The organism is Streptomyces pluripotens (genome assembly GCF_000802245.2).
GTDB classification, from domain to species: Bacteria; Actinomycetota; Actinomycetes; order Streptomycetales; family Streptomycetaceae; genus Streptomyces; species Streptomyces pluripotens.
The window spans coordinates 451679-477766 of sequence record NZ_CP021080.1 but is presented as its reverse complement, the minus strand read 5'-3'; the positions used below and the strand labels follow the sequence as shown (position 1 = coordinate 477766).

The following is a 26088-nucleotide window of genomic DNA, read 5'->3' as shown; positions in this document are numbered from 1 at the left end:
CCGCCTCGCCGTCGGTCAGCACTCGTCGTCGACCACACCGACGCCGATCATTCCAGCGGCGTGCCGACGGCCTTCTTCCGTTCGGGTCAACTCCGTTTTGACGTCCGTGCCTTCGGCTACGGCGGCTGACTCGGCTGCCGCCCAGGCGAACACCCCGCGCGCCATGGTCGAGGTCTCGCTCGTCGCACGCCTGCCGTAGACCTCGGCCCGTGCGCGCGCGACGGCTCGGTCCTCGGGAGCCGCCAGTGCGGCGGTCTCGACCAGGTGTGCCGCCAACCGCAGCTCACCGGAGGCCAGGAGCTTCGCGGCGCGGTCGGCGAGCGCGGCGGGTCCTCCGGCAGCTGCCGCGAACTCGGCGGCCACGGCAGCTTCGGGGGCCGGCTTGAGGTGGGCCGGGTTCTGGTCGTACCAGCCGCCCCACAGCCGCCACAGGTTGCGCACCACGAACTCCGGTTCGTCGTAGGCCGGGTGGAGGTACGGCCTGGCCAGCAGCTCCTCGGGGACGCACACCCGGTGGATCACCTCGTCGAGGCGCAGGCCGGCGTTCATCAGTTCGCGGGTCTGGGCGCAGAGCGTCTCCAGCAGTTCGGCGGTATCGCCCAGGGCCTGCCGGACCCGGTGGCTGCCGATGATCGGCAGCCCGTGGCCCGGCAGCAGGATCTCGGCGTCCAGTTCCCGCATGGCGCGCAGCACGCGTGCCCAGTCGTCGGGATAGCGCTGCACCTTCTGCGGGTTGCCGGCGTTCGGGGTGTTCCAGATGAACAGGTCGCCGGTGCACAGTGTCCTGAGCTCGGGAATCCACACGTAGGTGTGGTCGTCGGTCTCGCCCCGCGCATGAATGAGCTCGAAGGTCAGTGCACCGTGCCGGACGGTCAAGCGGTCGCTGTAGGTGGTGTCCGGATACCGGTACTCGGTGGGCCACTCCAACCATGGCACGCCGAACTGCCGTCGGTTGATCCACGCGTTGTAGCCGGGTGTCGCCTGGTACCGGGCGAAGCGTGCGACCACTGCCTGGTGGGCGATCACCTCCGGCCGGTCCGATCCCTGCGCGTCCGCCTCCGCGTCGAACGGTGCGACGCCGAAGACGTGGTCGATGTGCCCATGTGTGTAGATCACCGTACGTACCCGCGCCGGCGAGAACTCCCGGACCGCTCTGGGGAGCGTCTCGACCGTCCGGAAGTCACCCGAGTCGACGAGCAGCACGCCGTCCCCGGTGTCGAAGACGGCCACGTTCGCGAACGCGGGGAAGAAGCCGGTGCGCTCCCCGATCCGTACCAGTTCGGGCCCGGTGAAGTCGCCGCGCAGATGGGCCAGCAGGCTGTCCGCACCGTGCCAGACGCGGTCGGTGTACCGCAGATAGGCGTTGGTCTTGTCTCCGGTCATGGCGTGTGGCTCCCTGAGTCGCTCGTTGCCGCCGCGGACTTCGCGAGGGGGCCGCGGTCCTCGGCACGTCTCGTCCCGCAGCTGATCCTGCGACGCTCGCGGAGCCTTGGACAGCACCTCGTGTCACCGTGAACCCGGCGGGATACTGTGATCCGTCACATGCCATCCCGAGGCCGGTGCCACGCGCTGGAGGACCGCGATGACGGATGACCCACCGCACGACGCACCGACGGACCCGTATGCGTCCGGGCCACGCGGCATCAGCGACGCGGCCCGTGCTCTCGCGGCGCGCTGCGAGCCGTTGGTCAACGAAACGGCCCGGCGGATGTCGCACGACTCCTTCGCCCGCATCCCGGGCTACCCCGATCTCCCCGTCGACGTGAAGGACCTGGAGATCGCCGCCACCGCGCGGCACGGCCTGCGCCAGTTCGTCCAGCGCGTCCAGACGCCGTACGACGCCTCCCGGGACCCGCACGAGGCCGAAGGGGATCCGTATGGGACCGACGACGCCTATGCGTTGTTCCGTGAGCGCGCGGCCCAGCGTGCCGAGGAGGGCATGCCGCTGCCCGTACTGCTGCGCAGTCACGTGCTCGGGGCGTATGTGCTCTGGGAGATGCTGCACGAGGTTGCCGGCCCGGGGGAGGAGGCCGCTCTCGCCGAGTTGTCCGGACTGCTGTTGCGCGTCCAGGAAGGGGTGGTGGGTGCGGTGACGGAGGCCTACCTCCAGCAACAGGCGTTCCTGGACGAGGAACGGCGTGAGGAGCTCCGGTCGGTCGTCCGCGGACTCCTCGACGGCTCGTTGCCGCCGAATGCGGCCTCCGTGCGTGGCCTGGGGCTCGACGGCGGCGGGCTGGTGCTCTGCTTACGCGGCCCGCAGTCGGCGCCCACGGCCGGCACCGTGGGTTCCACCGTGGCCGAGCGCCGCCGCGAAGGCCGGCTGCAGACCACGCTGGACCGCGGCTTCGGCACCAGGGTGCTCACGCTGTTCGAGGACGGCGGCGGATACGCCGTGGTGCCCGGGCGAGGGGCCGGCGGCCCGCCGGAGGTGCCCGCCGGACTGGCCGACCGGTTGCGCCGCGCCTGGGCCGGCGAAGTCCGTGCCGCGATCGTGTCCGTGGCCGCTGCCGGAGACGTTCCGGACGCGGCCCGGACCGCGGCCGAGATCGTTCGCGTGGCCGCGGCCAGCGGGCTGCCGCCAGGACTGCACCGGATCGAGGACGTCCTGTTCGAGTTCCACCTGGCCCACGACAGCGAGGCCGGCCCGCTGATCGCCGCCGTTCTCGACCCGCTCGCCCGTCGGCCGGAGCTGGTGGAGACACTGCGGACCTACCTGGACTGCAACCTGGACCGGCGCAGTACCGCCCACCTGTTGGGCCTGCACCCCAACACGGTGGACAACCGGATCGCCCGGGTCACCCAACTGACCGGCCTGGATCTGGCCGTGCCCCGCTCTGCCGCGGTGGCGCTCTGCGCGCTCCTGCTGCGCGAATGGACGACCCGTTAGCCGTTGTGCGCTGCCGCCCCGGCGCGGTCCGCGGCGGCCCCGGGCGCGGTGTGCGCACCGGGGCCGCCCGCCGAGGCGGCCCCGGGCGGGTGGCCGTCAGTCGCTGTAGGGGTGAGTGCTCATGGACGGATCCGCCGTCTGCCCCGGTGAGACCGAGGGGTCCGCAGCCGTGTCGGCAGAGGCGGCCGGACTCCCTGTCGTGGTGGGGGCCGAGGCGGCCGAACCGGTATCAGCGGTGGCCGACGGGGTGTTCGGCGATGCCGAAGCGGACGTGCCGGTCGTGGCAGGTCGGGAGCCCAACGGCGTCAGTACCGCATCGGTGACGAGGCCCTGGGGATTCGTGGTGAGCGTGACGGGGTTGGACGCGCCGAGGAGTTGGTCGCAGCCCAGGTTCGTGAAGGTCTGGTTGGCCCGTGCCGCGAGGAACGCGAACAGGTTCGGGGCCGTGCCCGGGTCCGGTGACGGTGCCTTCTCGAAGAGTGCCTTGTCCTTGAAGACGCGCTGGAGCCCGGCCGGGTCGCGGAAGAGGGTCGTGCAGAAGGCCGTACCGTCTCCGTCGTGGCCGGCGCGGACCGCTGGCATGCCGACTCCGGCGCGGTAGGCATTGGTCTTCGCGACGCTGGAGCGGCCGTCGACACGGGTCATCGGGTCGTTCTGCGGGATCAACGCGATCGGGCTCTTCTGGCGGAGCGCAGCGGACAGTTCGTCCAGTGCCAGGGCGGACGTGGCGTGGCCGTCGCTGGACTGGTTGGGCGCGGTGAACGGTGTGCAGCCCAGGGCCGGGTCCATGAACTGGGTCAGCAGCAGGTTGTCGCTGCCGTTGGCCAGATCCTTGGGGGTGGCGGTGGTCGCGGACCTCTTCCTGCCGTCGTGCCGGTGGTGGCGGTCGCCGCGGTTGGCCAGCCGTGCGGCCCTTCTCATCGCTCTCCTGCCCGCGGCGTTGTTCTGGGCGATCCGGCCGCGGGCGTTGGCCAGGTAGTGGGTCACCACATTGTCGCTTCCGTCCTGGTCCACGACCGAGAAGTCCCGGGTGGTCGGGCAGGGCAATCCGTCCTTCGCCGTCCCGAGTTTCGGGATCTTGAGATGCCCCTTGGCCACCTGGACCTTGGCAGCCCGGAAGAAGGCCGGCGCATTGCAGTAGGCGAACTGACCGAAGACGGAACCTGGTACGCCGTTGACGCATTTGCCCTGGCGCAGGCTCCTGTGGCCGCTCGCACGCAACGTCAGATTGGCGCTGTTGAAGCCGAACCATATCCCGACGGTTGAGCCCCTCGGTACTGAAGGTCGGACGGGACGCGCGGCTGGTCTCTTACGTTTGTCGGTCACCAGCGGGTTATAAATGGTCAGCTTGCCTTTTCTGGTCAGGATGGCGGCTTCCACGAAAGCGGATTGTTCAGGATTGGCCTCGTGGCACGGCCCCTTCGTCGGGTCGGTTGCCACGAGTTTGTACGGAGTGGCCAGACCGCGGGCCGTGAGGGGGTGCCGGGGAACCACCAGTGTGCAGTTCGGATCGGGCTTGCCGCCCGGAGCCGGCTGGGCGGAGGCCGCGTAACTCCCGTGGTGGTGGTGATGGCGATTGCTGGCCGCGAACACCGATCCGGCGACGACAGCGAGGATGACCGGTCCGCCGACCAGGGCGAACGACAGTTTTGACCGCTTCCAGCGGCGGGCGTGCTCTGGCTGCCATGTGCGGGGTGATCGAGCCGATTTGTTCCGGGGCACTGACTTGCTCCTTACTGTGCTTCCCTCCGGTGGGGTGACCCACGACTGCGCCGGGCATGCGGCGGTCACCGGGGTGCCGACCCTGGTCAATGGGGCGGAGGGGCATCCCCGTCGCCCGGCATGGAGGCTCCACGCCCGTATGTGCCGGGGCTGATGTCCTGCGACGGTAACAGCGCACCCTGCGGCCACACAGCAATTTGCTAAATAGACGGATTGTCAATGGTGTGGGGCTGCTTATTCACTGTCGGACACGATGGGCATTTCGGGCGTGGAGATCTTCTGCTCATTTCGGAAACCGTCCGCAGCGCACGAGTTGAGTGTCCCCACCGAATTTGCGGCGGGACGCCCGAAAACGTCGTCTGGGTACACCGCTCGTTCCGTCGTGCCGAACACCTGTATCGGATGATGCCCGGCGCCGTCCGCCGGGAGTCGGGTCCGGTCCGGGCCCTTAGCCGCTCACCGGTCCCGACGCCCCCCGGGTCGCGGCTGTTTGCCCCCTGTGGCGGGGCCATGGGCACGGCACTGCAGAAACCTGCCTCGCCGACGGGGAACGTCCGGGAGGAGGTGTCCGATATCCGTCGGGAAGTGCTGGAACCGACTCTGACGACTTGTCGGTCCGAGCGGAACTACGGGGACAGAACGCATCTTCCGGTGCCACAGCAGGCGAACTTCGCCCCGGCGTGCGAACGGTCCCTGATGCGCCACCAGTTGTGCACTGAGGCGCGGCAGTCAGGCTGACAGGTTCAGGAACTCTCGTTCGGAATGCGTGTAGGTGTGCAGCGGCTCCCCGCGCGTTCGGTCCCTCGGTAGCAGTCCACAGCCCTGGCCAGCTCCCTGCCGAAGGGGTCCCGGTCGGGGAGCGGGGCTGGCCGGCGACGATCGGCTGGGCTGCACCGGGACGACTGCTGCCGCCTGGTGGCACCGGGTCCCGGCAGGCGTCGGTCGCACCGTGGACACCACCGGCTCAGGCGCCGCCGGTCCAGGGCGCGTTGCTCCGGTTGGCACGGGCCCACTGGCCACTGGGCCCGTGTTCACCCGGTCACCCGGTCACCCGGTCACCCGGTCACCCGGTCACCCGGTCACCGGGGTTCACCGGTAGTAGCGCACTCCGCCGGCCTTGCCCTGGGCGTCGAGCTCCAGCACACCTCCGTCCCGAGTCACATACACCGTGCCCGTGGTGAAGCCGCTGTGGCCGCTGCCGACGGGCAGGCGCGCGATCGGGGTGGCGTGGCCGGTGTGCGGGTCGAGCCGGAGGAGTTGCGGCGTGCCGGAGGTGGTGACGACGTACACCCGGTCGGTCCCGTCCGCGTCCGTGGCGAGTGCTGCGGAGGGACAGCTCCACAGCTTGGCGCCGGTGGTGACGTCGTAACCGTCGACCTCGCTGCCGGTGGAACTCTGTGCCGGCGTGACGAGGACGTTGCCGACAAGCCGTGCGGAGTGGTCCGCGGCGGAGTCGTTGCCTGGTGCCACCTCGGTGTTGCCCACGGCGAGCTTGTGGCTGTGACCGGAGGACGCGAAGACCCGCACGCTGTCCTCCACCGGGGTGTGCACGGCCGCAATCAGCGGCGAGCCCGACAAGACGTGGGTCACCTCGGTGTGCGTGCGCTGCGCCTCGCTCCAGAGCACCTTCCCGGTCGTGCCGTCGTACGCGGTGAAGGTGAACTTCTTCTTCTGGTCGACACAGTAGTCGTCAACCAGCACGGTTCCCTCGCCGCCCCAGTCGTAGGCGTTGCAGTAGGAGCCACGGGCCTTGAAGCCCCAGACGCGGCGACCGGTGCGGACGTCCAGCCCGCCCAGGAAGTTCTCGCTGACGACGGTGGCTACGTTCCCCTGGACGTACGTCTGGGCGGCCACTGCGGTGGGATGTTTGGTGCCGATCAGGGGCACGCTCCACTTGATCTTCCCGGTGGCCGTGTCGATACCGGCCAGCGAGGTGCAGGAGTTGCCGTCCTGGCCGAAGCCGACCGTGCCGATGCCCTGCGCGGCGGGCGCAGGCGACATCGCGCAGGGCACGCTGCCCTTGGCCGGCGGGGTGGTCTGCCACATCCGCCGGCCGTCGGACAAACGGTAGGCGCTGACGCCGCCGCGGGTGGAGGCCCGGATGAGCAGTGTGTCGGTGCGCCAGCTTCCGACCAACTCGTCGTCCGAGGCGGGCGCGGGCACCTTCCACGCCTGCGTCAGTTGCCTGGACGCGACGGGAACGGCGTCTTCCTGCACCAGTACCAGGGCCGCACCGCCCGCGGTCGCGAGGACGGCGAGGGCGAGGACGATCCGCATCCCGCGTTTGTTCCACCAGCGCTTCGGCCGCAGCTGTGCCGTGTCGGGTCCGGGCGGCGGCGCGGTGCCCGCCGTGGGGACGGGGGCCGGTGCGCCAAGGGGTGCGGGCGTCGTTCCGGAATCGAGGGTGGACCAGGAAGCGGGAGCGACCTGTTCGATGGGCACGGTGGTAGCAGCGGGTGTCTCGGGCCGTGATTCACGGCCCGGCTGTGCACCGACCGGCGTGCGGGGGCGGAAGGCCCAGCCGGCGTCCTGCCGAGAGGTGTCCTCCTCTGGCGACGGTCGTTTCGTCATCCGGTACTTCCACTCCGCTCGGTGTCCGTTGTGCTGTGCGTGCTGCCGGCAGGCGTTCGTGCGCGGCCTACTTGCCGGTGAACGGGTGGCCGAAGCCGGCCCGCGCCGACTCCACCCGGAAGGCGGCCTGGGCGCCCACCGAGGTGTCGATGCGCCAGTCCATCAGCTGTACGCCACCCGGCCAGGTCTTGCGCTGGTCGTACCAGACCAGCCCGATGACGCCCGCCTTGGCGGCGCCCTTGAACAGGTCGCGGATCTGTGCCTGCTTACGGATGCCCTGCGCCACCCCGGTCTCGGTGATCAGCACCGGTTTGCCGCAGAAGTCTGCGATCGACCGCAGAGTGGGGGTGAAGAGGCTGGAGAAGGCGACGCCGTCGATCGGTCCGTAGTAGCCGATGACGCCGACCCAGTCGACGTAGTCGTTCCCGGGGAAGTAAGGGTGCAGCTTGGCCGGGCTGCCCGTGTCGATGACGTGGGGGCTCCACACCCAGATCACGTTGGTGATGCCGAGGTTGTGGAAGGCGTCGTGGAGGTGCCGCCAGGCCGCGACGAAGTCGGCTGGCGTGGCGTGGCCGGGTCCCCAGGAGTTCCACGAGCCGTTCATCTCACCGGCGAAGGAGAGGGCCAGCGGGCCGTGGTAGGTGGCGATCTGGGCGGCGAGCCGGTGGATGTAGGCGTCCTGGGAACCCTCGGCTATGTCCGCCAGGGAGGTGGTGGTCGGCACCAGTTCGAGCATCGGGAGTTGGCCGCGCTTCCAGAGTGAGGCGTTGCCCTCCGGGTCGAAGTCGTCCCCCCAAGTCGTGTAGTACTCACGTATGTCGGGTGCGCGCCCCGCCTGCCGCGTGAAGGTCTTCACGATGCCGTACTGCCAGGGCGTCTTGTTGTCGACGACTCCCAGCATCCTGCCGGACGGGTGGAGCATCGAGGAGACGTCGAAACGCGCGGCCGAGGCGGCGGGCGCGCTTCCGGTGGCGCTGGGGGTGCCGGCTTCTCCGGCCGCCCCCTTCGCGCTGCACGCATAAGCCGCGAAAAGGGTGACGACCGCGACTATCACGGCGGTCACCAGGTAGCCGGGGCGGAGAGTTCTGGCCATGCGCGGAGCATCCGATCGGCAGGTGGACGAGGTCAGGGACCGGGATTGTACGAGGCCTCCACGCCATTTCCATATTATCGTCTCGATATTGTCACGGATGGTGGACGGAGTCTGGCAAATCGCACATTCGGTCCGGCTCGCACAGTTCGTTCCAGTAGTTTCATCGCGCCCTGGAGTCTGCGGCGACGCGAACCACTGAAAGCCGAGGTCCTCGGTGAACGTCCCCATCATCGAACCTGAACCATCCCCTGTCTTTGTTGACCAGACGGGCCGGCGTGGCCGCCGCCTGCGAGGCGCCGGCTGGGTGCTCGGCGTCGTATGCATCGGTTGTTTTTTGGCCATGGTCGCCAACCTGCTGGGAACCCAGTCGCGGGCGCCGGTGTTCGCCGTTCCGGGCACCGCTGACACGACGCCGCCCAGCCAGTACGTGAACGCCCCACCGCCTTCACCTCCCGGCACGGCCAAGCACGTTGTCCAAGCGCCGTCCACCGCGAGCCCCTCCGTCGGCGCGGCTCCGACCGAAGCCGGCACCGGGCCGACCACCGGCACCGGGTTGGGTACCGGATCCGGATCGACTCTCGGTACGGAGCCCAGTGTTGGGACCGGGTCGACTGCCGGTACGGGGTCGGCTGCCGGGACGGGCACCGGCACTGGCACTGGCACCGGGACCGGTGCCAGTGCCGGTAGCGGGTCTGTTTCCGGTACCGGTTCCACCGCCGGCGCCGGCGCCGGGAGCGGCACCGGCTCCGGCACCAGCGCTGGTACGGGCACTACGTCGGGTGCCGGTTCCACCGCCGGTACCGGTACCGGTACGGCTGCCGGTGTCGACACCGTTCCGACTACCGGTACCGCCGCCGCTCCCGATTCCGGCACCGCAGGCACCGGAACCACCGCCTCCACCACCCTCCCCTGACCCGTGCAGACAACGCCCAGGAAGGTCATGTCCCGCCATCAACGTTCCCGGCGCGCCACCCCGCGGTCGCGCCGACTCGCCGTGCCCCCCTTGCGCTTCTTCCTGCCACTGACCGTGCTGGTGACCCTGCTGGCGCTGCTGGTGCTGCGTGGCATGGCGAACAACGAGGTCTTCCACGACGAGCGCATCGCGGTCTCGGTGGACAAGGGCACCGTGCCGCCCAGCGTGCTCCAGGGCGGACCGATCGTGGACGCGCGCGGAGCCCGGAACGACAAGCCGGTCAGCTACACGATCCCCGACAAGACCGTGGTCCTGAGTTTTGACGACGGCCCGTCGGCCAAGTGGACGCCCAAGATCCTCAAGGTCCTGGCGGACGAGCACGTACACGCCGACTTCTTCGTCACCGGCTCGATGGCCACCCGCAATCCGTCGACGATCCGGCGGATCGTGGCGGGCGGACACGAGATCGGTCTGCACACCTTCACCCACCCCGACCTCGCGCTGCAGAGCAGCACCAGGCTCAGCTGGGAGCTCGGGGAGACCCAGCTCGCTCTCGCGGGTGTCGCCGGAATCCACACCAGCCTGTTCCGCCCGCCGTACTCCTCGACCGCCGACGCGCTCGACGACTGGTCCTGGCCGGTCACCAAGGAGGTCGGCTCGGACGGCTACCTGGTGGCCTTCATCAACAAGGACACCGACGACTGGAAGCGCCCCGGCGTCAACGCCATCGTCAAGGCGGCCATGCCCGAACTGCCCGGGCAGGGCGAAATGGTGCTGATGCACGACGCCGGTGGCAACCGGTCGCAGACGCTGGCCGCCCTCCCGCTCATCATCGAAAAGCTCAAGGCCGAGGGTTACACCTTCAAGACCATCGGCGAGGCACTGGGCACCGGCAGTGCCAACACCCGGGTCACCGGATACGACCTGTGGGCCGGCAAGGCGTTCCTGTGGTGCACCACGTTCTCCGTGCGGCTGATGCCCTGGTTGGTCGCCCTGCTCGCCTTCGTGGGCACGGCGGTGTTCCTGCGCTTCGCGCTCATGCTGGTGCTCTCGGTCGTGCACGTGCGCCGCACCCGCAAGCGCGGCTTCTCCTGGGGGGAGCCGGTGACCGAACCGGTCACCGTGATCGTGCCCGCCTACAACGAACAGGAGTGCATCGCCAACACCCTGCTCTCACTGGCCAGAAGCGATCATCCGATCGAGGTGATCGTGGTCGACGACGGTTCGACCGACGACACCGCCTCCATCGTGGAGGAGCTGGACCTGCCGATGGTCCGGCTCATCTGCCAGCCCAACAGCGGCAAGCCCGCCGCCCTCAACACCGGTGTGGCCGCGGCCTCGTACGACCTCATCGTGATGATGGACGGCGACACCGTCTTCGAGCCCTCGACCGTCCGCGAACTGGTGCAGCCCTTCGCCGATCCGCGGATCGGCGCGGTGGCGGGCAACGCCAAGGTCGGCAACCGCGACACGCTGATCGGCGCCTGGCAGCACATCGAGTACGTCATGGGCTTCAACCTCGACCGCCGCATGTACGACGTGCTCAGCTGCATGCCGACCATTCCCGGTGCCGTCGGCGGCTTCCGCCGCACGGCGCTGGATCAGGTGGGCGGCATGAGTGACGAGACGCTCGCCGAGGACACCGACGTGACCATGGCTCTGCACCGGGACGGCTGGAAGATCGTCTACGCCGAGAAGGCCCGGGCCTGGACCGAGGCGCCGGGCAACCTGCGCCAGCTGTGGTCCCAGCGCTACCGCTGGAGCTACGGCACCATGCAGGCCATGTGGAAGCACCGGCACGCGGTGCTGGAACGCGGTGCCGCCGGTCACTTCGGCCGGGTCGGGCTGCCCTTCGTCGCCGTGTTCATGGTGCTCACCCCGCTGCTCGCGCCCGCCATCGACATCGCCATGATCTACGGAGTGGTCTTCGTCGACCCCTACAAGACCCTGGGCGCGTGGTTCGGGGTGATGGGCGCTCAGGCCGTCCTTGCCTGGTGGTCCTTCCACCTGGACGGGGAGAAGCCCTGGCACCTGATCACCCTGCCCCTGCAGCAGGTGGTGTACCGGGTGCTGATGTACATGGTCCTGCTGCAGTCCTGGATAACCGCCCTGACCGGAGGTCGGCTGCGCTGGCAGAAGCTGCGGCGCACCGGCGAAGTCGGGCTCGACGTCACCATGGGGGAGATGCCGTCATGACGACCGCGGAATCGGGCAGAGTCGGACTGGAGGGCGACGGCGACACCACCATGGTCCTGCGAGCCATGAACAGCCTCGCGGTACCGGCGGACAGTCCCTCGCGACCAGGTGAGCCGGCACCCGGGTACGTGCCCGAGCGGGCGTCCGTACCCGTACCGGCGTCCGGCCGCACGTCCGAGCCGGTGCCCGGCCTCGCGCCCGAGTCGGCGTCCGCCCCCGGGCCCGAGGCACCGGCGCGGAAGGCCGGACGCGACCGCTACCTGGACCTGTTGCGAGCGTTGGCCCTGGTCCGGGTGGTGATCTACCACAACTTCTCCTGGACCTGGCTGCCGCTGATCTTCCCCTCCATGGGGGTGATGTTCGCGCTGGCCGGATCGCTGATGGCCCGGTCCCTGAGCCGCCCCGCACTGAGCGTGCTCCGGTCGCGGCTGCGCCGCCTGCTTCCCCCCATGTGGATGTTCGGCGCGGTCGTGCTCCCCGCGATGATCCTGGATGGCTGGGGTCCGAACTCCGAGGGCCACCCGACCTGGTGGTGGATCCACCTCGCCTTCTGGGTGTTGCCGATCAGCACCCCGCCGTTCGCCTCCCACCTGGGCGGCTTCGGTGGTCACCTGCCGGACACCTGGGCGCAGCAGATCGTGGTGCCGCTGTGGTACCTGCGTGCCTACCTCTGGTTCATGCTGCTGTCCCCGCTCATGCTCAAGGCCGTGCGCCGACTGCCCTGGGTCACCCTGCTGCTGCCGCTGGCGCTGTCGGCCTTCCTCAACTCCGGCCTGGTGGACCAGTCCGGCCGGGTGATGGAGACGGTCACCGACTTCACCACCTTTGCCTCCTGCTGGCTCCTCGGCATGGCCCACCACGAGGGGCTGTTCCGCCGCATCCCCCAGTACGTCATCCCCTCCATCGCACCGCTGGTACTCGCCTTCGGCTACTGGTGGCTGCAACAGGCTCCGGTGGACCAGCCCCGCATCGGCCCCGACCTGGAGGCGGTGCCGCTGGCCCAGGCGATCTGGTCCTTCGGCAGCGTGCTGCTCCTGCTCCACCTGAGTCCCTCGTGGGAGAAGTGGCCCCGGCAACTGGAGCGGTTCGACGGAGTGGTGACCCTGCTCAACTCCCGTGCGGTCAGCCTCTACCTGTGGCACTGTCTCGCGCTGGTGCTGACCGAACCGCTGATCGCACCGTTGTGGAACAACGACTTCTTCTACACGCACCTGCACTGGTTGCTGACCAGCCAGTGGTTCCCGCTGCTGATCGCCATTCCGCTGATCCTGCTGGCGTTGGTGCTGTTCGGCTGGGTCGAGGACGTGGCGGCCAAGCGCAGTCCGCGGCTGTTCCCCTATCCGCGCCGGCCCAGGGGCCAGCGGCGGAAGTAGCCGGGCACGGGGGTGGTCCGCGACCGTACCGCCCCCGGCGTGCACCTCCGGCACGCACCTCTCCGCTTCACCCGGCCGGCCTGTGTCGGGCCGCCGACGCGGCCCGACACAGGCCGGCCGGGTGAGTGGGACTCGGCGGAGCCGAACTCCTCCGTCCCGTAGCCCGCCGAGAGCAGCGTGGCGGCCGTCCCGGAGCAGGGAACACGGGCTGCGGGGATCGCACCGCGGACCTACCAGTGAGCGGGTCGACTGAGCGCGGGAGGAAGCCGGGTGGCCGCGTCGCCCTTTGCCGCGTTCAGCTGCGCTTGGGTGAGGAACAGGGCGCCGGTGAGGTCGGCCCCGCGCAGGTCGGCGCCGCGCAGGTCAGCCCCGATCAGATCGGCGTCGCGCAGGTCGGCCCCACTGAGGTCGGCAGCGATGAGGAGGGCGCCTCGCAGGCTCGCCCCCCGCAGCTTGGCGCCGGACAGTTTCGCGCCGATCAGATCGGCTCCGCGGTGGTTCTTCCCACGGCCCGTGACCTGGGCCCGGACGAGCTCGCTGGCCCGCAGCAGCAGGGTACTGACCTCGCCCCGCAGCGCGTTCACGTCCAGCTCGGTGATGGACCCGGCGCTGCCGCGGGTCAGGCCGTCGATGTGGGCCAGTGCCCGCCGTAACTCCTTGTGGACGGGGCGGGCCGGTGCGAGGTCGAGGGCCTCGGTGACGTACCAGAGCAACTCGTGCAGCTGCCGCATGACGGGGAAGACCTCGAACATGGAGTGTGCCGTCTCCGGCGCCCCACGCCAGCTTGTGCCGCCGAAGGTGCTCTGGGACACCTTCTGCCCGGCGCCGAAGCAGTCGAAGACGGTGCAGCCGGGGTACCCCTTGTGACGCAGCTGCGCGTGGATGCCACAGTGGAAGTCCGGCTGGAGGTTCGAACACGGCTGCCCGGCCGGCTTGCTGACGGCGAAGTCGGCGGAGCGGGCGAACGGCAGGGCCACACAGCACAGACCGAAGCAGTTGGCGCAGTCGGCCCGCAGGTCCTCGCGGTCCTCGGAAGGCTTGTGGTTCTGGGGTGTCCTGCTGTCCTGGGCCCTGCTGTCCTGGGCCCTGCGGTCCGCCCAGGCCGTGTCGGCCTGTTCGTGCTTCTCGGCTTGCCGGGCCCCGCCGTCCCGGCCGGCGCTGGCGCGCTCGCGCCCCCCGCCCGCGGACGCATCACGCGCGCGGCCCGGCGCAGAGGACGGATGGGTGCGCTCGTCCACTTGCAACGGCCGCCCTTGTCCGCCGGTGGCAGCGGACCGCGTGCGTTGACCGGTGGAAGACGGCTGCTCGCGGTGCTCGCCCGTGGAGGGCCGCTTGCGCCCCCCGGACGACGAGGGGGCTCCGTGCTGTGGCGACACCGTGCGTGCTCCTGGTGGGGGACGGACGCCGCCTACCGCGGCGCTCCGAGAACGGCCCCCATTCTCGCAGACGGCGCGTGACGCCCGAACGGCCGCCGGGACCCCGACCGTTCGGCACGCGGTACCCGAGCGGGCCGGGGCACCGAGGTCCCGGATTCCTCGGCCGACTAGGTGCTGACGTTCGCCGACGAAGACCTCGCGGCCCACCACGGCTGTCCCGAGCGGGACGGACGCGTGCCCGCACCAGGTCATCCCGCGCAGCGACCGTCTCCGCGCCGGACCGCCGCCTGCCGGGGAGCGGCGTCCTCCCACCGGGCGCGGACGTCACCCGATCGCCTCGCGCACGGAGCGCATCCGGAGACGAGGCCAGCACGGTAGAGACAGCCGGGAGCGCAATCTGGCGGACCGGACGAGCGAGGACAGGGGCGGTTCCCGTGGCGCAGGAGACGAATAGGAGAACGAGCTCGGAGGGGGCGGCACCGGACGGGACACACACCTGTCTCGTCACCGGCGCCAGCGGCTACATCGGCGGCCGGCTGGTGCCGGAGCTGCTGGACGCCGGACACCGGGTGCGCTGTCTGGTCCGTACGCCGCGCAAACTGCGCGACCACCCCTGGGCGGACCGGGTGGAGATCGTCCAGGGGGACGTCACCGACGCCGAATCCGTGGCACGGGCCATGGCGGACGCGGACGTGGCCTACTACCTGGTGCACGCCCTCGGCACCGGCCGCGACTTCGAGCGGACCGACCGGGAGGCGGCCCGGATCTTCGGCGAACAGGCCCACCAGGCCGGCGTCCGCCGCCTGGTCTACCTCGGCGGCCTGACCCCGGCCGGGGTCCCCGAACGGCAGCTGTCCCCGCATCTGCGGTCCCGGGCCGAGGTCGGCCGCATTCTGCTCGACTCCGGCGTGCCGACCGTCGTGCTGCGTGCCGCCGTCATCATCGGCTCCGGTTCCGCAAGTTTCGAGATGCTGCGCTACCTCACCGAGCGGCTCCCGGTGATGGTCACCCCGCGCTGGGTGCACACCCGGATCCAGCCCATCGCCGTACGCGACGTGCTGCGCCTGCTGGTGGGCTGCGCCCGGCTGCCCTCCGACGTCAGTCGCACCTTCGACATCGGCGGCCCGGAGGTGCTCACCTACCTGGACATGATGCAGCGGTACGCGGCTGTCGCCGGCCTGCCCCGGAGGCTGGTCGTGCCGGTGCCGGTACTCACGCCAGGCCTGTCCAGCCACTGGGTCGGCCTGGTGACCCCGGTGCCGGCCTCGATCGCCCGCCCGCTTACGGAGTCCCTGCGCCACGAGGTCGTCTGCCAGGAGAACGACATCGAGCGGTACTTGCCCAGCCCACCCGGTCACCCCCTCGGCTTCGACCGTGCCGTCGCCTTGGCGCTCCAGCGGGTCCGCGAGGCCCAGGTCGCCACCCGCTGGTCCTCCGCCTCCGTGCCGGGCGCCCCGAGCGACCCGCTGCCCACCGACCCGGACTGGGCGGGCGGCAGCCTCTACACGGACGTGCGCGAGCGCGACGCGGACGTGCCCCCCGAGGCGCTGTGGCAGGTGATCGAGGGCATCGGCGGGGAGAACGGCTGGTACTCCTTCCCTCTTGCCTGGGCGGTACGCGGCTGGCTCGACCGGCTCGTCGGTGGTGTCGGCCTGCGCCGTGGTCGACGGGACGCGCGGCGGCTGCGGGTGGGCGACTCGCTGGACTTCTGGCGGGTGGAGGAGATCGAACGCGGGCGGCTGCTGCGGCTGCGTGCCGAGATGAGACTGCCCGGCCTGGCCTGGCTGGAGATGCGCGTGGACGGCGACGGAAGCGGGCCGGTCCGGTACTGGCAGCGGGCGCTGTTCCACCCCCGCGGACTGCTCGGCCACCTGTACTGGTGGAGCGTCTCGCCCTTCCACGCGCTCGTCTTCGGCGGCATGGCCCGCAACATCGTCCGCGCCGCCGCACGTGCCCAGCATGACCGCGACCACACCGCCGGGCCGGCCACGTCCGGACGCACCGCATCCGGACCCGCGCCGCCGCCCGAAGACAGTGCAGTCCGCACCGGCCGCCGCCGACCACCGGAAAGAAGCTGACTGCCATGCACGTCTCGGTCGTCCTGTTCACCTCCGACCTGCGCCTGCACGACCACCCGCCGCTCCGCGCGGCGCTGGAGGCCGCCGACGCGGTCGTGCCCCTCTTTGTGCACGACCGCGCCGTCGAAGCCGCCGGGTTCGCCACCCCGAACCGCACAGCCTTCCTCGCCGACTGCCTGACCGACCTCGACGCCTCCCTGCGCGAGCGCGGCGGACGGCTCGTGGTGCGCTCCGGTGACCTGGTGCGTGAGGTGTGCCGCGTGGTGACCGAGGCGGACGCCGACGAGGTGCACATGGCGGCGGCGCACAGTGCCTTCGCCGGCCGCAGGGAAGAGCGACTGCGACGGGCGCTGGAGGCCGACGGGCGCCGGCTGTTCGTGCACGACGCGGTGACCGTGGCCGTACCCCCCGGTGAGGTGACGCCCTCCTCCTCCGACCATTTCGCCGTCTTCACGCCGTACTACCGGCAGTGGTCGCAGGCCCGTTGGCGCGCGGCCGTGGCCGCCCCGCGCCGGGTGCCAGTGCCGGACGAGGTGGAGGGCGAACCGCCGCGGGCACGCGGTGACATCAGCGGCGTCTCGCCCGCCCTGCCGGCCGGTGGCGAGAGCGAGGGCCGCAAACGGGTGACCGCCTATTGGCGCAAGGGCCTGGACGCCTACGACGACACCCGCGACGACCTGGCCGCCGACGCCACCTCCCGGCTCTCCGCGCATCTGCATTTCGGCACCCTGTCCCCGGTGGAACTGGTCCAGCGGGCCCGCCGCCACGGCGGCCCGGGCGCCGAAGCCCTCGTGCGGCAGCTCGCCTGGCGCGACTTCCACCGCCAGGTACTCGCCGCCCGCCACGACGCCGCCCGCACCGACTACCGCACGAAGCACGACCACTGGCGCACGGAGCGCACCGCGCGGGCCGACATCGAGGCCTGGCGTCAGGGCCGCACCGGCTACCCGGTGATCGACGCGGCGATGCGGCAGTTGCGCCAGGAGGGCTGGATGCACAACCGGGCCCGCCTGCTGACCGCCAGTTTCCTGACCAAGACGCTCTACGTCGACTGGCGCGTCGGCGCCGCCCACTTCCTGCAGTGGCTGGTCGACGGCGACATCGCCAACAACCAGCTCAACTGGCAGTGGGTGGCCGGCACCGGCACCGACACCCGGCCGGGCCGAGTCCTCAACCCCGTCATCCAGGCCAAGCGCCACGACCCCGACGGCACCTACGTCCGCCGCTGGGTGCCCGAACTCGTCGGCGTCGACGCCCCGGCCGTGCACGAGCCGTGGAAGCTGCCCGGCCTGGACCGTGCCGCGCTCGACTACCCGGACCCGATCGTGGACCTCTCCGAGGGCCTGGACCGGTTCCGCCGGGCCCGCGACCGGCAGGAGTGAGCGTGACCGGCCCCCATTGGTTGTTCGGAGACCAACTCGGTCCGCACTTCCTCGCCCCCGCGACGGCGGTCCGGCCCGCGACGCCCCGGTGGTGATGATCGAGGCCCGCTCGGTGTTCCGCCGGCGCCGTTTCCACCGGGCCAAGGCCCATGTGGTGTTGTCCGCGATGCGCCACCGGGCCGCCGAACTCGGCGACCGCGTGCATCACGTGCGCACGGAGACGTACCGGGAGGGCCTGCGCGAGGCCGTCGGCGACGATGCCGTCACTGTGCACCATCCGACCTCGCGCGCCGCCCTGCGCCTGGTCCGCTCCCTGGAGCAGATCAGCGTGCTGCCCGCGCGCGGCTTCCTGCTGCCGCACGGTGCGTTCCGCGCCTGGGCGGAGGGACGTGACGGGGGGCGGTTGCGTCACGAGGACTTCTACCGCTGGGTGCGCCGCGAGCTGGACCTGCTCATGGAGGACGGCGACACACCGGCCGGCGGACGCTGGAACCACGACCACGCCAACCGCGAGCCCCCGCCCCGGGGGAAGCGCACCCTCAGCGCACCGCGGCCGTACCAGCCCCGCGAGGACGACATCGACGAGCAGGTCCGCGCCGATCTCGACCGCTGGGAGCGCGAGGACGGCATCCGCTTCGTCGGCCGCGACGGGCCCCGCCTCTTCCCCGCCACCCGACGTGAGGCCCTCGCCGCCCTGCGCCGCTTCACCGAGCACCGGCTCGCCGGGTTCGGTCCGCATGAGGACGCCATGCTCGCCGGCGACCCGGTGTTGAGCCACAGCCTGCTGTCGTCCTCCCTCAACCTCGGGCTGCTCGACCCGCTGGAGGTGGTCACCGCCGCCGAGGATGCCTGGCGTGCCGGCCGCGCCCCCCTCAACAGCGTCGAGGGCTTCGTCCGGCAGGTCGCCGGCTGGCGCGAGTTCGTGTGGCAGTTGTACTGGTACTTCGGTGAGGAGTACCGGCACCGCAACGCCCTGCGCCACCACGCCCCGCTGCCGGACTGGTTCCGGGAACTCGATGCCCACGCCGTGACCGCTCGCTGCCTGGCCACCATCCTCGCCCAGGTGCGCGACACCGGCTGGACCCACCACATCCCGCGCCTGATGGTGCTCGGCAACTACGCCCTCCAGCGCGGCTGGGACCCGCGGGCGGTCACCGACTGGTTCCACCGCTGCTTCGTCGACGGCTACGACTGGGTGATGCTGCCCAACGTCACCGGCATGTCCCAGTACGCCGACGGCGGCCTGATGACCACCAAGCCCTACACCTCGGCCGGCGCCTACATCCACCGCATGAGCGACCTGTGCGACGGCTGCGCCTACCGCCCCGGCGACCGCACCGGGGAACGGGCCTGCCCCTACACCACCGGCTACTGGGCCTTCGCCCGACGCCACCGCGCTCTGCTCGCCGGCAACCGACGCACCTCCCGCGCCGTGCAGGGCCTGGACCGGCTCGGCGACTTGGACGAGGTGCTGGCCGCCGACCGGCGCTGGGACCGGCAGCCGCCCTGACCCGGTCCACCAGCCCACGCGTTCAGCCGAGGTCCGCGGCCACCTCCCGGGCCGCCCGCGCCCCCGAGGCCAGTGCCCCCTGCAGCGACCCGGTGGCCCGGTGGTCGCCGCACACGTACCGTCCGGCGGTCACCCGGGTACGGCGGCTGAGCGGCAGCGGCGGCTCCATCGCGGGCAGGGCGGCGGCCACCGTGCGGACGGTGAGCAGTTCCCAGCCTGCCGTGTCCGCGTCGTAGCACTCGGCGAGCGCCTCCCGCACCGCCTCCTCGCGGTCTCGGCCGTCGCTGCCCAGGACGGAGGTCGCCACCAGCGCGTACCCGCGCGGCGCGTAACCGGGGTGGACCTCGCTCAGCACGACGCTGTTGGCGAAGCGCCGCCGCACGTCCGTGAGCAGGGTCGGCTCGCCCAGCGGCGAGCGGGGGGCGAGGTGGTAGAGGGTGGTGACCGAGCGGTACGGCGGTACCACCACACCGGGCAGCAGCCGGGCCGCCGTCGCCGCGTCCGTCGCCACGACCACCGCCCGCGCCGGCACCGTACGCCCGTCGTGGTCGAGGACGCCGTCATCGGTCAGGGCCCTCACCGGCGACTCCCGCGCGACCGTGTCGGGGGGCAGTGCGGACGCCAGCTGTTCGGGCACGGCACCGATCCCCGCGGCGGGCAGGCAGAGCGTGCCGCGCGCCATGCTGCGCCACACCAGGTGGAAGAACCGTCCGGAGGTGACCAGGTCGTCTTCCAGGAACACCCCCGACAGGAACGGTCGGAAGAACCGCTCCACGAATCCGTCGCTGAAACCGGCCGCCGCCAGTGCCCGCCGCGTGGAGACATCGGGTGCCCGCCGTACCAGCACCGCCGGGGCCAGCGCGTCGCGGCCGGTCAGCGCGGCCAGCGCCGCCAGGTCCCGGGGCCCTGCCAGACCACGGGCCAGACCGCTCAGCGCCTGCCCGGGCGCCCGTCTCGGATCGGCGAACCGCAGCCGCAGCCCGCCGTCGTGCATCAGGAAGCCGGGCGTGAACGGCCGCAGTCGCAGGTCGCGCAGCGGCAGGCGGCCGCGCACCTGAGGGTAGGCGGTATTGAACACCTGGAACCCCCGGTCCACCACGCAGCCCTCGACCAGGTCGGTGCACACCCGGCCGCCGACCCGGTCCCCGGCCTCCAGCACCCGTACCCGCAGCCCCAGCGCGTGCAGGTCCCGGGCACAGGCCAGCCCGGCGAGCCCGGCACCCACGACGATCACGTCCCACGGCTCCGCCGTCCGCCCGCTCGTCATTTCCGTCCACCCTTCCGGCGCGTCCGGCCCGGTGGGACGCGCACCGTCCGTCTCTTCCTTCCCCTTCACGCACGGTTGCGGATGCGCGCCGGCGTCCGGACGGCCTTCACCCGCGGGGTCTGCAACCGATCGGTGTCTGCCACCGGAAGAGGTCGGTGACGCGTGGGTGAGGCCGCACGGCCGCAGCCCACGGAAGACAGGGGGCTCGCAGGCGTCGGAAAGGACGTTCCATGAGACTTCGCGACGAACTGCCGGTGGACCACCACCTGGCCACCGTCTACCGCTACGGCGCCGGACTGTGCGGTGTCGTCCTGCTGGTCTTCGGTGCACTGGGCTTCGCCGACCGGCTCAGCCCGTTCGACACCGACGGCACCCGCATCGCGGGCATGTCGACCAACGGGCTGCTCAGCCTGGTCTCCGTGCTGTTCGGGCTGCTCCTGCTGACTGGCGCGGCGATCGGCGGGAACGTCGCCTCGGCTGTGAACATCACCATCGGGGCGCTGTTCGTGCTGAGCGGGTTCGTGCACACCTTCATCCTCGATCGGCCCGCCAACATCCTCGGCTTCGGTATGGCGAACGTCTTCTTCAGCTACGTCATGGGGCTGCTCATCGCGACCTTCGGCATGTACGGCCGCGTGTCGGGCAAGCTGCCGCACGACAACCCCTACTGGCGCCGCCGTCATCCGCGCGAGGCGGCCCAGGAGTCGCTGGCCGCCCGCCGCCGGCAGCATGCGCCGGCGGCCCGGCAGATGTCCGGAGCACCGGCCCTGCGGCAGGGCTCCGTTGCGTCGGCGGCTCGTTCGCGGCAGTGACGTGCAGGCACGTCCCGCAGCACGGCCGGTCCACCTCGTGCTGTTCCTGCACGGGGAGGCCGGCCCCCTGCGAGGTCGTCCGGAACCACCGAAAGCGAGGGACTTCCCATGTACCCCACCGGCAGAGCCCAGAACTCGCCCCTGCGAGGCCGTGTCGCCGTCGTCACAGGAGCCGCCCGCGGGATCGGCGAGGCGCTGGCGCGGTGCCTGTCCGAGGCCGGTATGCGCGTCGCCCTACTCGGCCGCGAGGCGCAGCCCCTGCACGCCGCCGCGTCCGCGCTCACCACCCCCAGCCTGTGCGTCGAGGCGGACGTCACGGACACGGAGGCACTCGACGGGGCCGCACGGCAGGTGGCCGACCGGTTCGGCGATGCTTCGGTGGTCGTGGCCAACGCGGGCGTCGCGGCGGGCGGTCCCTTCCGCCTGACCGACCCCGGCCTATGGCGGCACGTCGTCGACGTCAACCTGACCGGCTCCGCCAACACCGCCCGTGCCTTCTTGCCCCAGCTCGCCCACACGCACGGCTACTTCCTGCAGATCGCCTCCACGGCCGCCTTCGGCTCGGCGCCGATGATGAGCGCCTACTGCGCGTCCAAGGCGGGGGTGGAGTCCTTCGCCCAGGCCCTGCGCGGCGAGGTCGAGCCCGACGGGATCGCGGTCGGCATCGCCTATCCGCACTGGACCGCCACGGACATGATCACTGGACTGGACGACCACCCGGTGCTGCGTGCCCTGCGCGCCCACCAGCCAAGGTTCGCCCGCCGTGTGCACACGCCCGAGCAGGTGGCCGCCTGGCTCGCAGCCGGTGTCGAGCGCCGCTCCGCCCAGATCTACGCCCCGTCCTGGCTGCGCTGGTGCCAGCCGCTGCGACCGCTGTTCCCCGCCCTCGTCACGCGCGTCGCCCGCCGCGAGCTGCACCGCACGTCCGCCGTCGAACTCGCGTCGGACACCGGGGTCATGGGTGCGGTCGGGCGCGCTGACTGGGAGGCCTACACGTCCGCCGCACGCGGCCGATCCGCACCATCGCGGTAGCCGGGCAGATGCCCGGCTACCGGTTGCGGCGGACGATCGAGGCGTTCAGCGCCGTCGCGAAGCAGCACCAGGCGGCGTACGGCGCGAGCATCAACGTCGCCGAACGGTCGACGCGGGCGGTACGCCGCAACAGGTCGGCGTTGCTCACATCGAGGAGCAGCGTGCCGGCCAGCCCGGCGGCGGGACTGCGGAGGGCGAAGAACAGCCAGTTCCAGCCCGCGTTCAGCGCCAGGTTCACGGCCAGGCTTTGCACGAGCCTCCGGCGCCGGCCTACGTCCCCGGTCCGGCCCAACGCGTGACCGGTCGCATAGGCGATCGCGGCGTACAACGGCGTCCACACGGCGCCGAACGCCCAGGAAGGCGGTTGCCAGTTGGGCTTGCGCAGCGCGCGGTACCAGGCGCTGTCCGCGTCGACCGCCCAGGCTCCGGTCACGGCCGCGGCGGCCACCGCCGTCGCCGCCGCGCCGTAGCGCAGCCGGGCGCTGGGCGGGGGCACGTCGCTGAGTGTGCTGATGAGCCTCATACGGGATGAATTCCCCCGCGCACGCGTTTTTCACGAGCCAGATCACGAGCCGTGAACCTCGCAGGGCACCACGTCCAGCCGGCCCGTGGTGCGGTCACGCGCCGCTACGGCACCGCGGGTGGGCGGGACCGCAAGCGCCGGCAGGGATATGTGCGCCGGTCGCCGACCACTCACCCGCAGTCGCAGTCGACCGGTGCCACCGAGCCGCGTGCGACGGCGAGGCCCCCCGAGACCTTCTTCCCGCTGCCCGGCGCATCCGCCCTCGGTGCCGAGGACCGGGGAGCGGCCGTCGAAGGCGTCATCTGCCGTCGGCGAGCCGAGCGGCCCGGCGCAGGACAGCGCCGCGACCTCCGTCGGGCACCGTCCACAGCGGGTGCCCGCGCAGGCCCCAGCGGCCGAGGAGGGTGTTGGCGGCGAGGAAACCGCTGGTCGCCGCCCGCTCCATCAGCGCCACCGGCAGTCCGGTGCGCACGGCGTCGCCCGCGACGACCAGGCCCGGCGTGGGTGTGTGCACGGCGGGCCGGTCGGCGTAGCCGCCGACGGGGAACAGCGGGCAGTCGGCGTGCCACTCCTGGCGGGAGTCCACCACCCGGGCGGTGCACGTTTCGGGGTAGACCCGGTGCAGCTCGCCGAGCAACTCCTTCTGCCGCGTCTTACGGCTGGTGTCGCCGGGCAACGCGTAGGCGTGCAGTTCCAGCACCGAGCCGCCCGTGCGGGCGGCCCAACGGGCGGCCTCGCCCTCCCAACGGTCCAGGACACTGACGTTGTCCAGTGGGCCGTACCCGCTGGTGCCCAGGAAGCCGGGCCGGTCGTCGCGGACCGGCCGGTCCAGCCACAGCCGGGAGACCAGGAACGCCGGCGCGGTGCGCAGTCGCGCCACTCGGGCACGCCACGGTTCGTCGCCCAGGGTCTCGGAGCGGGCGACCAGGGCACGCAGCGGAGCAAGGTCTGTCGCGAGTACCACCGCGTCGTGGTGTTCCTCGGCTGTGCCGTCGGCGACGGTGAAACCACCGTCCGGCAGCGCTGTGACCGCCTCGACGGCCGCCGATGTGCGCAGGTCGGCCCCGCGGCGGGTCAGATACCGGGCGAGCGGGGCCCACAGGGCCTGCGGGAACGGTTCGGTGGGCACGTCGAACAGCAGGCCTTCCGCCGAGCCGAGGAAGTAGATGTGGAACATCAGCGCCATCTCGGCCGCGGACAGCAGGCGCGGGTCGGCGAAGAAGCTGCGGGAGAACACCTCGAAGGCCAGGTGCCGTGCCGCCGCGGGGAAGCGGATCGCCTCCAGGAAGTCGTGGGCGCTGGTCCGGTCGAGCCGGTCGTACACCTCGGGCACCCGCACGTCCAGCAGCGGCAACGCCGCCCGCACGTTCATCCCCGCCAGGTCGCGCACCTGGAAGGAGGGGCTGAGCGCGACGAAGCCGAGCGCGCTGAGCGGCGGGGTGCGCGGCACGTGCCGGAAGCTGTCGCACGCGCCGGAGGCGTGGCGCAGGGGGTAGTCGGGCAGACCGGTAAGTCGGGACAGGGCAGGATCGGTACGGCGCAGCAGGGCCCGCAGGTTGTAGTACTGCGGGAAGAAGGCGTGGAACCCGCGGCTCATCGTCACCGTGCTGGTGTCGGCCAGCCGGGTGGGCCATCCGGCCAGCCGTCCCCCTAGCTGCGCCTCACGCTCGTACAGGGTGACCCGCACCCCGCGCTCGGTCAGCGCGGTGGCCGCGGCGAGCCCGGCGATGCCGCCGCCGACCACCGCGGCGTGCGGCGGCATCGCCGGGTCCGCGCGCAGGGCGCCCGGACCGGCGGGCAACAGACGGGCCCGCCGGTCCCGTCCGGGGCGGGGCAGGGGGTGCCGGGTGCGCTGGGTCATCGCGGGTTCTCCTCGTCTCCGGTGCTGCGCGGCTGCGCACTGTCCGCCGACCAGCGGGTCACCACGGAGTGGTCGAAGGCTCCGGCCAGTTCGGCACCTCGCAGCAGGGGCGTGCGGCGCTGGGCGTCGGTGTCGTCGGGGGACATGCGGCAGCGGCTTTCTGCGTCGGGCGGCGGTGGGGGGCATCACCCAGGAGGGGTGCTGGGGGTGTAGCCGCTGCCCGCGGCGGGGCATGCGGCCATGGCTCGCGGTGTCAGACGTCAGACGGCGGGAGGGCTCCGGCGGGGGGTGAAGGGCAGGGACAGGGCAGAGACGAGCATTGCCGCGACGGGCACGTGCAGGCCGATACCCAGGTCCTCCGTGAGACCGGTGCGGCCGTCCAGGAACCGCAGCAGCCGCGGAGTGGGCACGGCCGTGAAGAGGCGGGTGAAGAAGGCCGGGCCGTCCACCCGGCCGCGGTCGAGGGCGTGCAGCAGCGTCGCGTCCATCAGGCGGGCGCGCGCGGGGTGGGGCCGCGGGGGCAGCGGGTCCCGGCCGTCGTGGAGCGCGGCGGCCACGACGCACGTCTGCCGTTGGACGGCGCTGAAGGTGTAGCCGGTGGAGGGGCGGGTGGCCCCCGCACAGGCACCGATCCGGTACACGCCCGGCGCGGTCCGCCGGGGGAAGACGGCGTCCGTCATCGGGACCACACCCTGTTCGCACCCGATGACCTCATAGCCGTCCAGACCGAGCACCCGTGTGCTGTAGTCCCGCAGGGCCTTGTCGTACGCGGCGCAGTCGAGGGGGCGGTGGGAGAACTCCGTGTACTCCACGAGCGCCTCGCTCGGGCCGACGGGCAGGACGTAGCCGAAGGACAGCCCGCGCGCCGGCTGCGGCGTGCGGAAGTCCATCAGCTCCACCACGGACGGCTCGAAGGCAGGACCCGTGGTGCGGACGAACCAGCCGCGGAAGTGCTGGAGCAGCGTCGTCCGAGCGGGCGGGAGACGGGGCAGCGGCCGGGAGTCGAACACGTGTCGGGCCCGTACGGTGACTTCGGTGCCGTCCGAGCGCCGGGCGTGCACCACGACGGCGCCGCCCTGCGCCGGGGTGATCCGGTGGACGGCCGCCTCGACACGCGTCACCCGCCCGCCGCTGTCCGCAGCAGCGCGCTCGGCCATCGCCTCGAAGGCGTCGGAGCGCAGCATCTTGTAGCGCAGGGGGGTGGTGCTCGTCGTCACGGCCGTGCCGTCGGTCCCGTGTACCCGCAGCCGTTCCCAGGACGCGGTCAGTTCCCCGTCGTAGGGGCCGCCGTCCGGTTCCCAGAAGCACCAGGTGCGCGGCGCGGTCCGCACGGGACCCGGCGGGGCGGCCAGCAGGACCGTGCGCGGCGGCTCGGCGCCCGTCGGCGGCCGGGCCAGTCGTACCGCGAGCGACAGCCCGGCCGCTCCGGCGCCCACCACGGCGACGTCGGCCTTCAGTTCCACCCCGGACGCTCCTTCCCGTGTCGCCGACG

At 71.7% G+C, this 26088-nt stretch carries 17 protein-coding genes and 1 pseudogene; 8 read left to right on the top strand and 10 right to left on the bottom strand.

What is annotated here, in order from left to right:
- Positions 1–15: 15 nt before the first annotated feature.
- A complete protein-coding gene (locus LK06_RS01990; protein ID WP_043405252.1) occupies positions 16–1383 on the bottom strand; it encodes an alkyl sulfatase dimerization domain-containing protein in 1368 nt (455 codons plus the stop codon).
- A 199-nt stretch (positions 1384–1582) separates the two neighbouring features.
- Between LK06_RS01990 and LK06_RS01985 the strand changes: the two genes are divergently transcribed.
- The gene (locus LK06_RS01985) at positions 1583–2887 is read left to right on the top strand and encodes a PucR family transcriptional regulator (RefSeq protein ID WP_052318988.1); all 1305 of its coding nucleotides are present in this window, start codon (positions 1583–1585) and stop codon (positions 2885–2887) included.
- Between the two features lie 96 nt (positions 2888–2983).
- On the opposite strand, the gene LK06_RS01980 is transcribed toward LK06_RS01985, so the two are convergent.
- From LK06_RS01980 to LK06_RS01970, 3 genes are all read right to left on the bottom strand, one after another.
- A complete protein-coding gene (locus LK06_RS01980; protein WP_063837887.1) occupies positions 2984–4609 on the bottom strand; it encodes a hypothetical protein in 1626 nt (541 codons plus the stop codon).
- 1089 nt (positions 4610–5698) lie between these two features.
- Entirely contained in the window at positions 5699–7180 is a 1482-nt protein-coding gene (locus LK06_RS01975; protein ID WP_039653876.1) for an outer membrane protein assembly factor BamB family protein, read from the bottom strand.
- 67 nt (positions 7181–7247) lie between these two features.
- Positions 7248–8273 (bottom strand): glycoside hydrolase family 26 protein, encoded by a 1026-nt coding sequence (locus tag LK06_RS01970; protein ID WP_052269993.1) that lies wholly within the window; start codon positions 8271–8273, stop codon positions 7248–7250.
- A 940-nt stretch (positions 8274–9213) separates the two neighbouring features.
- Here LK06_RS01970 and LK06_RS01960 point away from each other — a divergent pair.
- On the top strand, positions 9214–11382 hold the full coding sequence (locus LK06_RS01960; RefSeq protein ID WP_052269995.1) for a bifunctional polysaccharide deacetylase/glycosyltransferase family 2 protein: 2169 nt from the start codon (positions 9214–9216) through the stop codon (positions 11380–11382).
- Positions 11379–12755, top strand: a complete 1377-nt coding sequence (locus LK06_RS01955; RefSeq protein ID WP_234367330.1) for an acyltransferase family protein — start codon at positions 11379–11381, stop codon at positions 12753–12755. Before LK06_RS01960 ends, LK06_RS01955 begins: the two co-directional genes overlap by 4 nt.
- A gap of 230 nt (positions 12756–12985) precedes the next feature.
- Here LK06_RS01955 and LK06_RS34150 read toward each other — a convergent pair whose 3' ends face one another.
- Positions 12986–13771 carry a pentapeptide repeat-containing protein gene (locus LK06_RS34150; protein ID WP_043405367.1) on the bottom strand — a complete coding sequence of 262 codons (786 nt, stop codon included), beginning with the start codon at positions 13769–13771 and terminating at the stop codon, positions 12986–12988.
- Between the two features lie 794 nt (positions 13772–14565).
- On the opposite strand from LK06_RS34150, the gene LK06_RS01945 reads away from it, so the two are divergent.
- From LK06_RS01945 to LK06_RS01935, 3 genes and pseudogenes are all read left to right on the top strand, one after another.
- Positions 14566–16209 carry an SDR family oxidoreductase gene (locus LK06_RS01945; RefSeq protein ID WP_078858976.1) on the top strand — a complete coding sequence of 548 codons (1644 nt, stop codon included), beginning with the start codon at positions 14566–14568 and terminating at the stop codon, positions 16207–16209.
- Between the two features lie 5 nt (positions 16210–16214).
- Positions 16215–17591 carry a cryptochrome/photolyase family protein gene (locus LK06_RS01940; protein ID WP_043405255.1) on the top strand — a complete coding sequence of 459 codons (1377 nt, stop codon included), beginning with the start codon at positions 16215–16217 and terminating at the stop codon, positions 17589–17591.
- A 2-nt stretch (positions 17592–17593) separates the two neighbouring features.
- A pseudogene (locus tag LK06_RS01935) lies at positions 17594–19101 on the top strand (cryptochrome/photolyase family protein).
- Positions 19102–19123: 22 nt separating this feature from the next.
- On the opposite strand, the gene LK06_RS01930 reads toward LK06_RS01935, so the two are convergent.
- On the bottom strand, positions 19124–20368 hold the full coding sequence (locus tag LK06_RS01930) for an NAD(P)/FAD-dependent oxidoreductase (protein WP_043434518.1): 1245 nt from the start codon (positions 20366–20368) through the stop codon (positions 19124–19126).
- Positions 20369–20598: 230 nt separating this feature from the next.
- On the opposite strand from LK06_RS01930, the gene LK06_RS01925 reads away from it, so the two are divergent.
- Together LK06_RS01925 and LK06_RS01920 are read left to right on the top strand one after the other, a co-directional pair.
- Positions 20599–21180: a DUF4383 domain-containing protein gene (locus LK06_RS01925; RefSeq protein WP_043405262.1), complete on the top strand. Its 582-nt coding sequence runs from the start codon at positions 20599–20601 to the stop codon at positions 21178–21180.
- 108 nt (positions 21181–21288) lie between these two features.
- Positions 21289–22212, top strand: a complete 924-nt coding sequence (locus LK06_RS01920) for an SDR family oxidoreductase (RefSeq protein ID WP_039653883.1) — start codon at positions 21289–21291, stop codon at positions 22210–22212.
- A gap of 16 nt (positions 22213–22228) precedes the next feature.
- Here the strand turns inward: LK06_RS01920 and LK06_RS01915 are convergent, their stop codons facing one another.
- The 4 genes from LK06_RS01915 to LK06_RS01905 all read right to left on the bottom strand — a co-directional run bounded on the left by LK06_RS01915 (position 22229) and on the right by LK06_RS01905 (position 26059).
- A complete protein-coding gene (locus tag LK06_RS01915) occupies positions 22229–22708 on the bottom strand; it encodes a TspO/MBR family protein (protein ID WP_039653994.1) in 480 nt (159 codons plus the stop codon).
- Between the two features lie 325 nt (positions 22709–23033).
- Complete coding sequence (locus LK06_RS01910) at positions 23034–24596, bottom strand: FAD-dependent oxidoreductase (protein ID WP_039653885.1); 1563 nt, start codon at positions 24594–24596, stop codon at positions 23034–23036.
- Entirely contained in the window at positions 24593–24742 is a 150-nt protein-coding gene (locus tag LK06_RS32950) for a hypothetical protein (protein ID WP_159025136.1), read from the bottom strand. Before LK06_RS32950 ends, LK06_RS01910 begins: the two co-directional genes overlap by 4 nt.
- Before the next feature lie 114 nt (positions 24743–24856).
- Positions 24857–26059 carry a lycopene cyclase family protein gene (locus LK06_RS01905; protein ID WP_043405373.1) on the bottom strand — a complete coding sequence of 401 codons (1203 nt, stop codon included), beginning with the start codon at positions 26057–26059 and terminating at the stop codon, positions 24857–24859.
- Positions 26060–26088: the final 29 nt, after the last annotated feature.

Coding starts and splice junctions, on each gene's coding strand:
- LK06_RS01910 (WP_039653885.1), bottom strand. CDS start 24,596: ATGACCCAGCGCACCCGGCACCCCCTGCCCCGCCCCGGACGGGACCGG.
- LK06_RS01985 (WP_052318988.1), top strand. CDS start 1,583: ATGACGGATGACCCACCGCACGACGCACCGACGGACCCGTATGCGTCC.
- LK06_RS32950 (WP_159025136.1), bottom strand. CDS start 24,742: ATGTCCCCCGACGACACCGACGCCCAGCGCCGCACGCCCCTGCTGCGA.
- LK06_RS01930 (WP_043434518.1), bottom strand. CDS start 20,368: ATGACGAGCGGGCGGACGGCGGAGCCGTGGGACGTGATCGTCGTGGGT.
- LK06_RS01920 (WP_039653883.1), top strand. CDS start 21,289: ATGTACCCCACCGGCAGAGCCCAGAACTCGCCCCTGCGAGGCCGTGTC.
- LK06_RS01925 (WP_043405262.1), top strand. CDS start 20,599: ATGAGACTTCGCGACGAACTGCCGGTGGACCACCACCTGGCCACCGTC.
- LK06_RS01940 (WP_043405255.1), top strand. CDS start 16,215: ATGCACGTCTCGGTCGTCCTGTTCACCTCCGACCTGCGCCTGCACGAC.
- LK06_RS01960 (WP_052269995.1), top strand. CDS start 9,214: ATGTCCCGCCATCAACGTTCCCGGCGCGCCACCCCGCGGTCGCGCCGA.
- LK06_RS01990 (WP_043405252.1), bottom strand. CDS start 1,383: ATGACCGGAGACAAGACCAACGCCTATCTGCGGTACACCGACCGCGTC.
- LK06_RS01970 (WP_052269993.1), bottom strand. CDS start 8,273: ATGGCCAGAACTCTCCGCCCCGGCTACCTGGTGACCGCCGTGATAGTC.
- LK06_RS01955 (WP_234367330.1), top strand. CDS start 11,379: ATGACGACCGCGGAATCGGGCAGAGTCGGACTGGAGGGCGACGGCGAC.
- LK06_RS01975 (WP_039653876.1), bottom strand. CDS start 7,180: ATGACGAAACGACCGTCGCCAGAGGAGGACACCTCTCGGCAGGACGCC.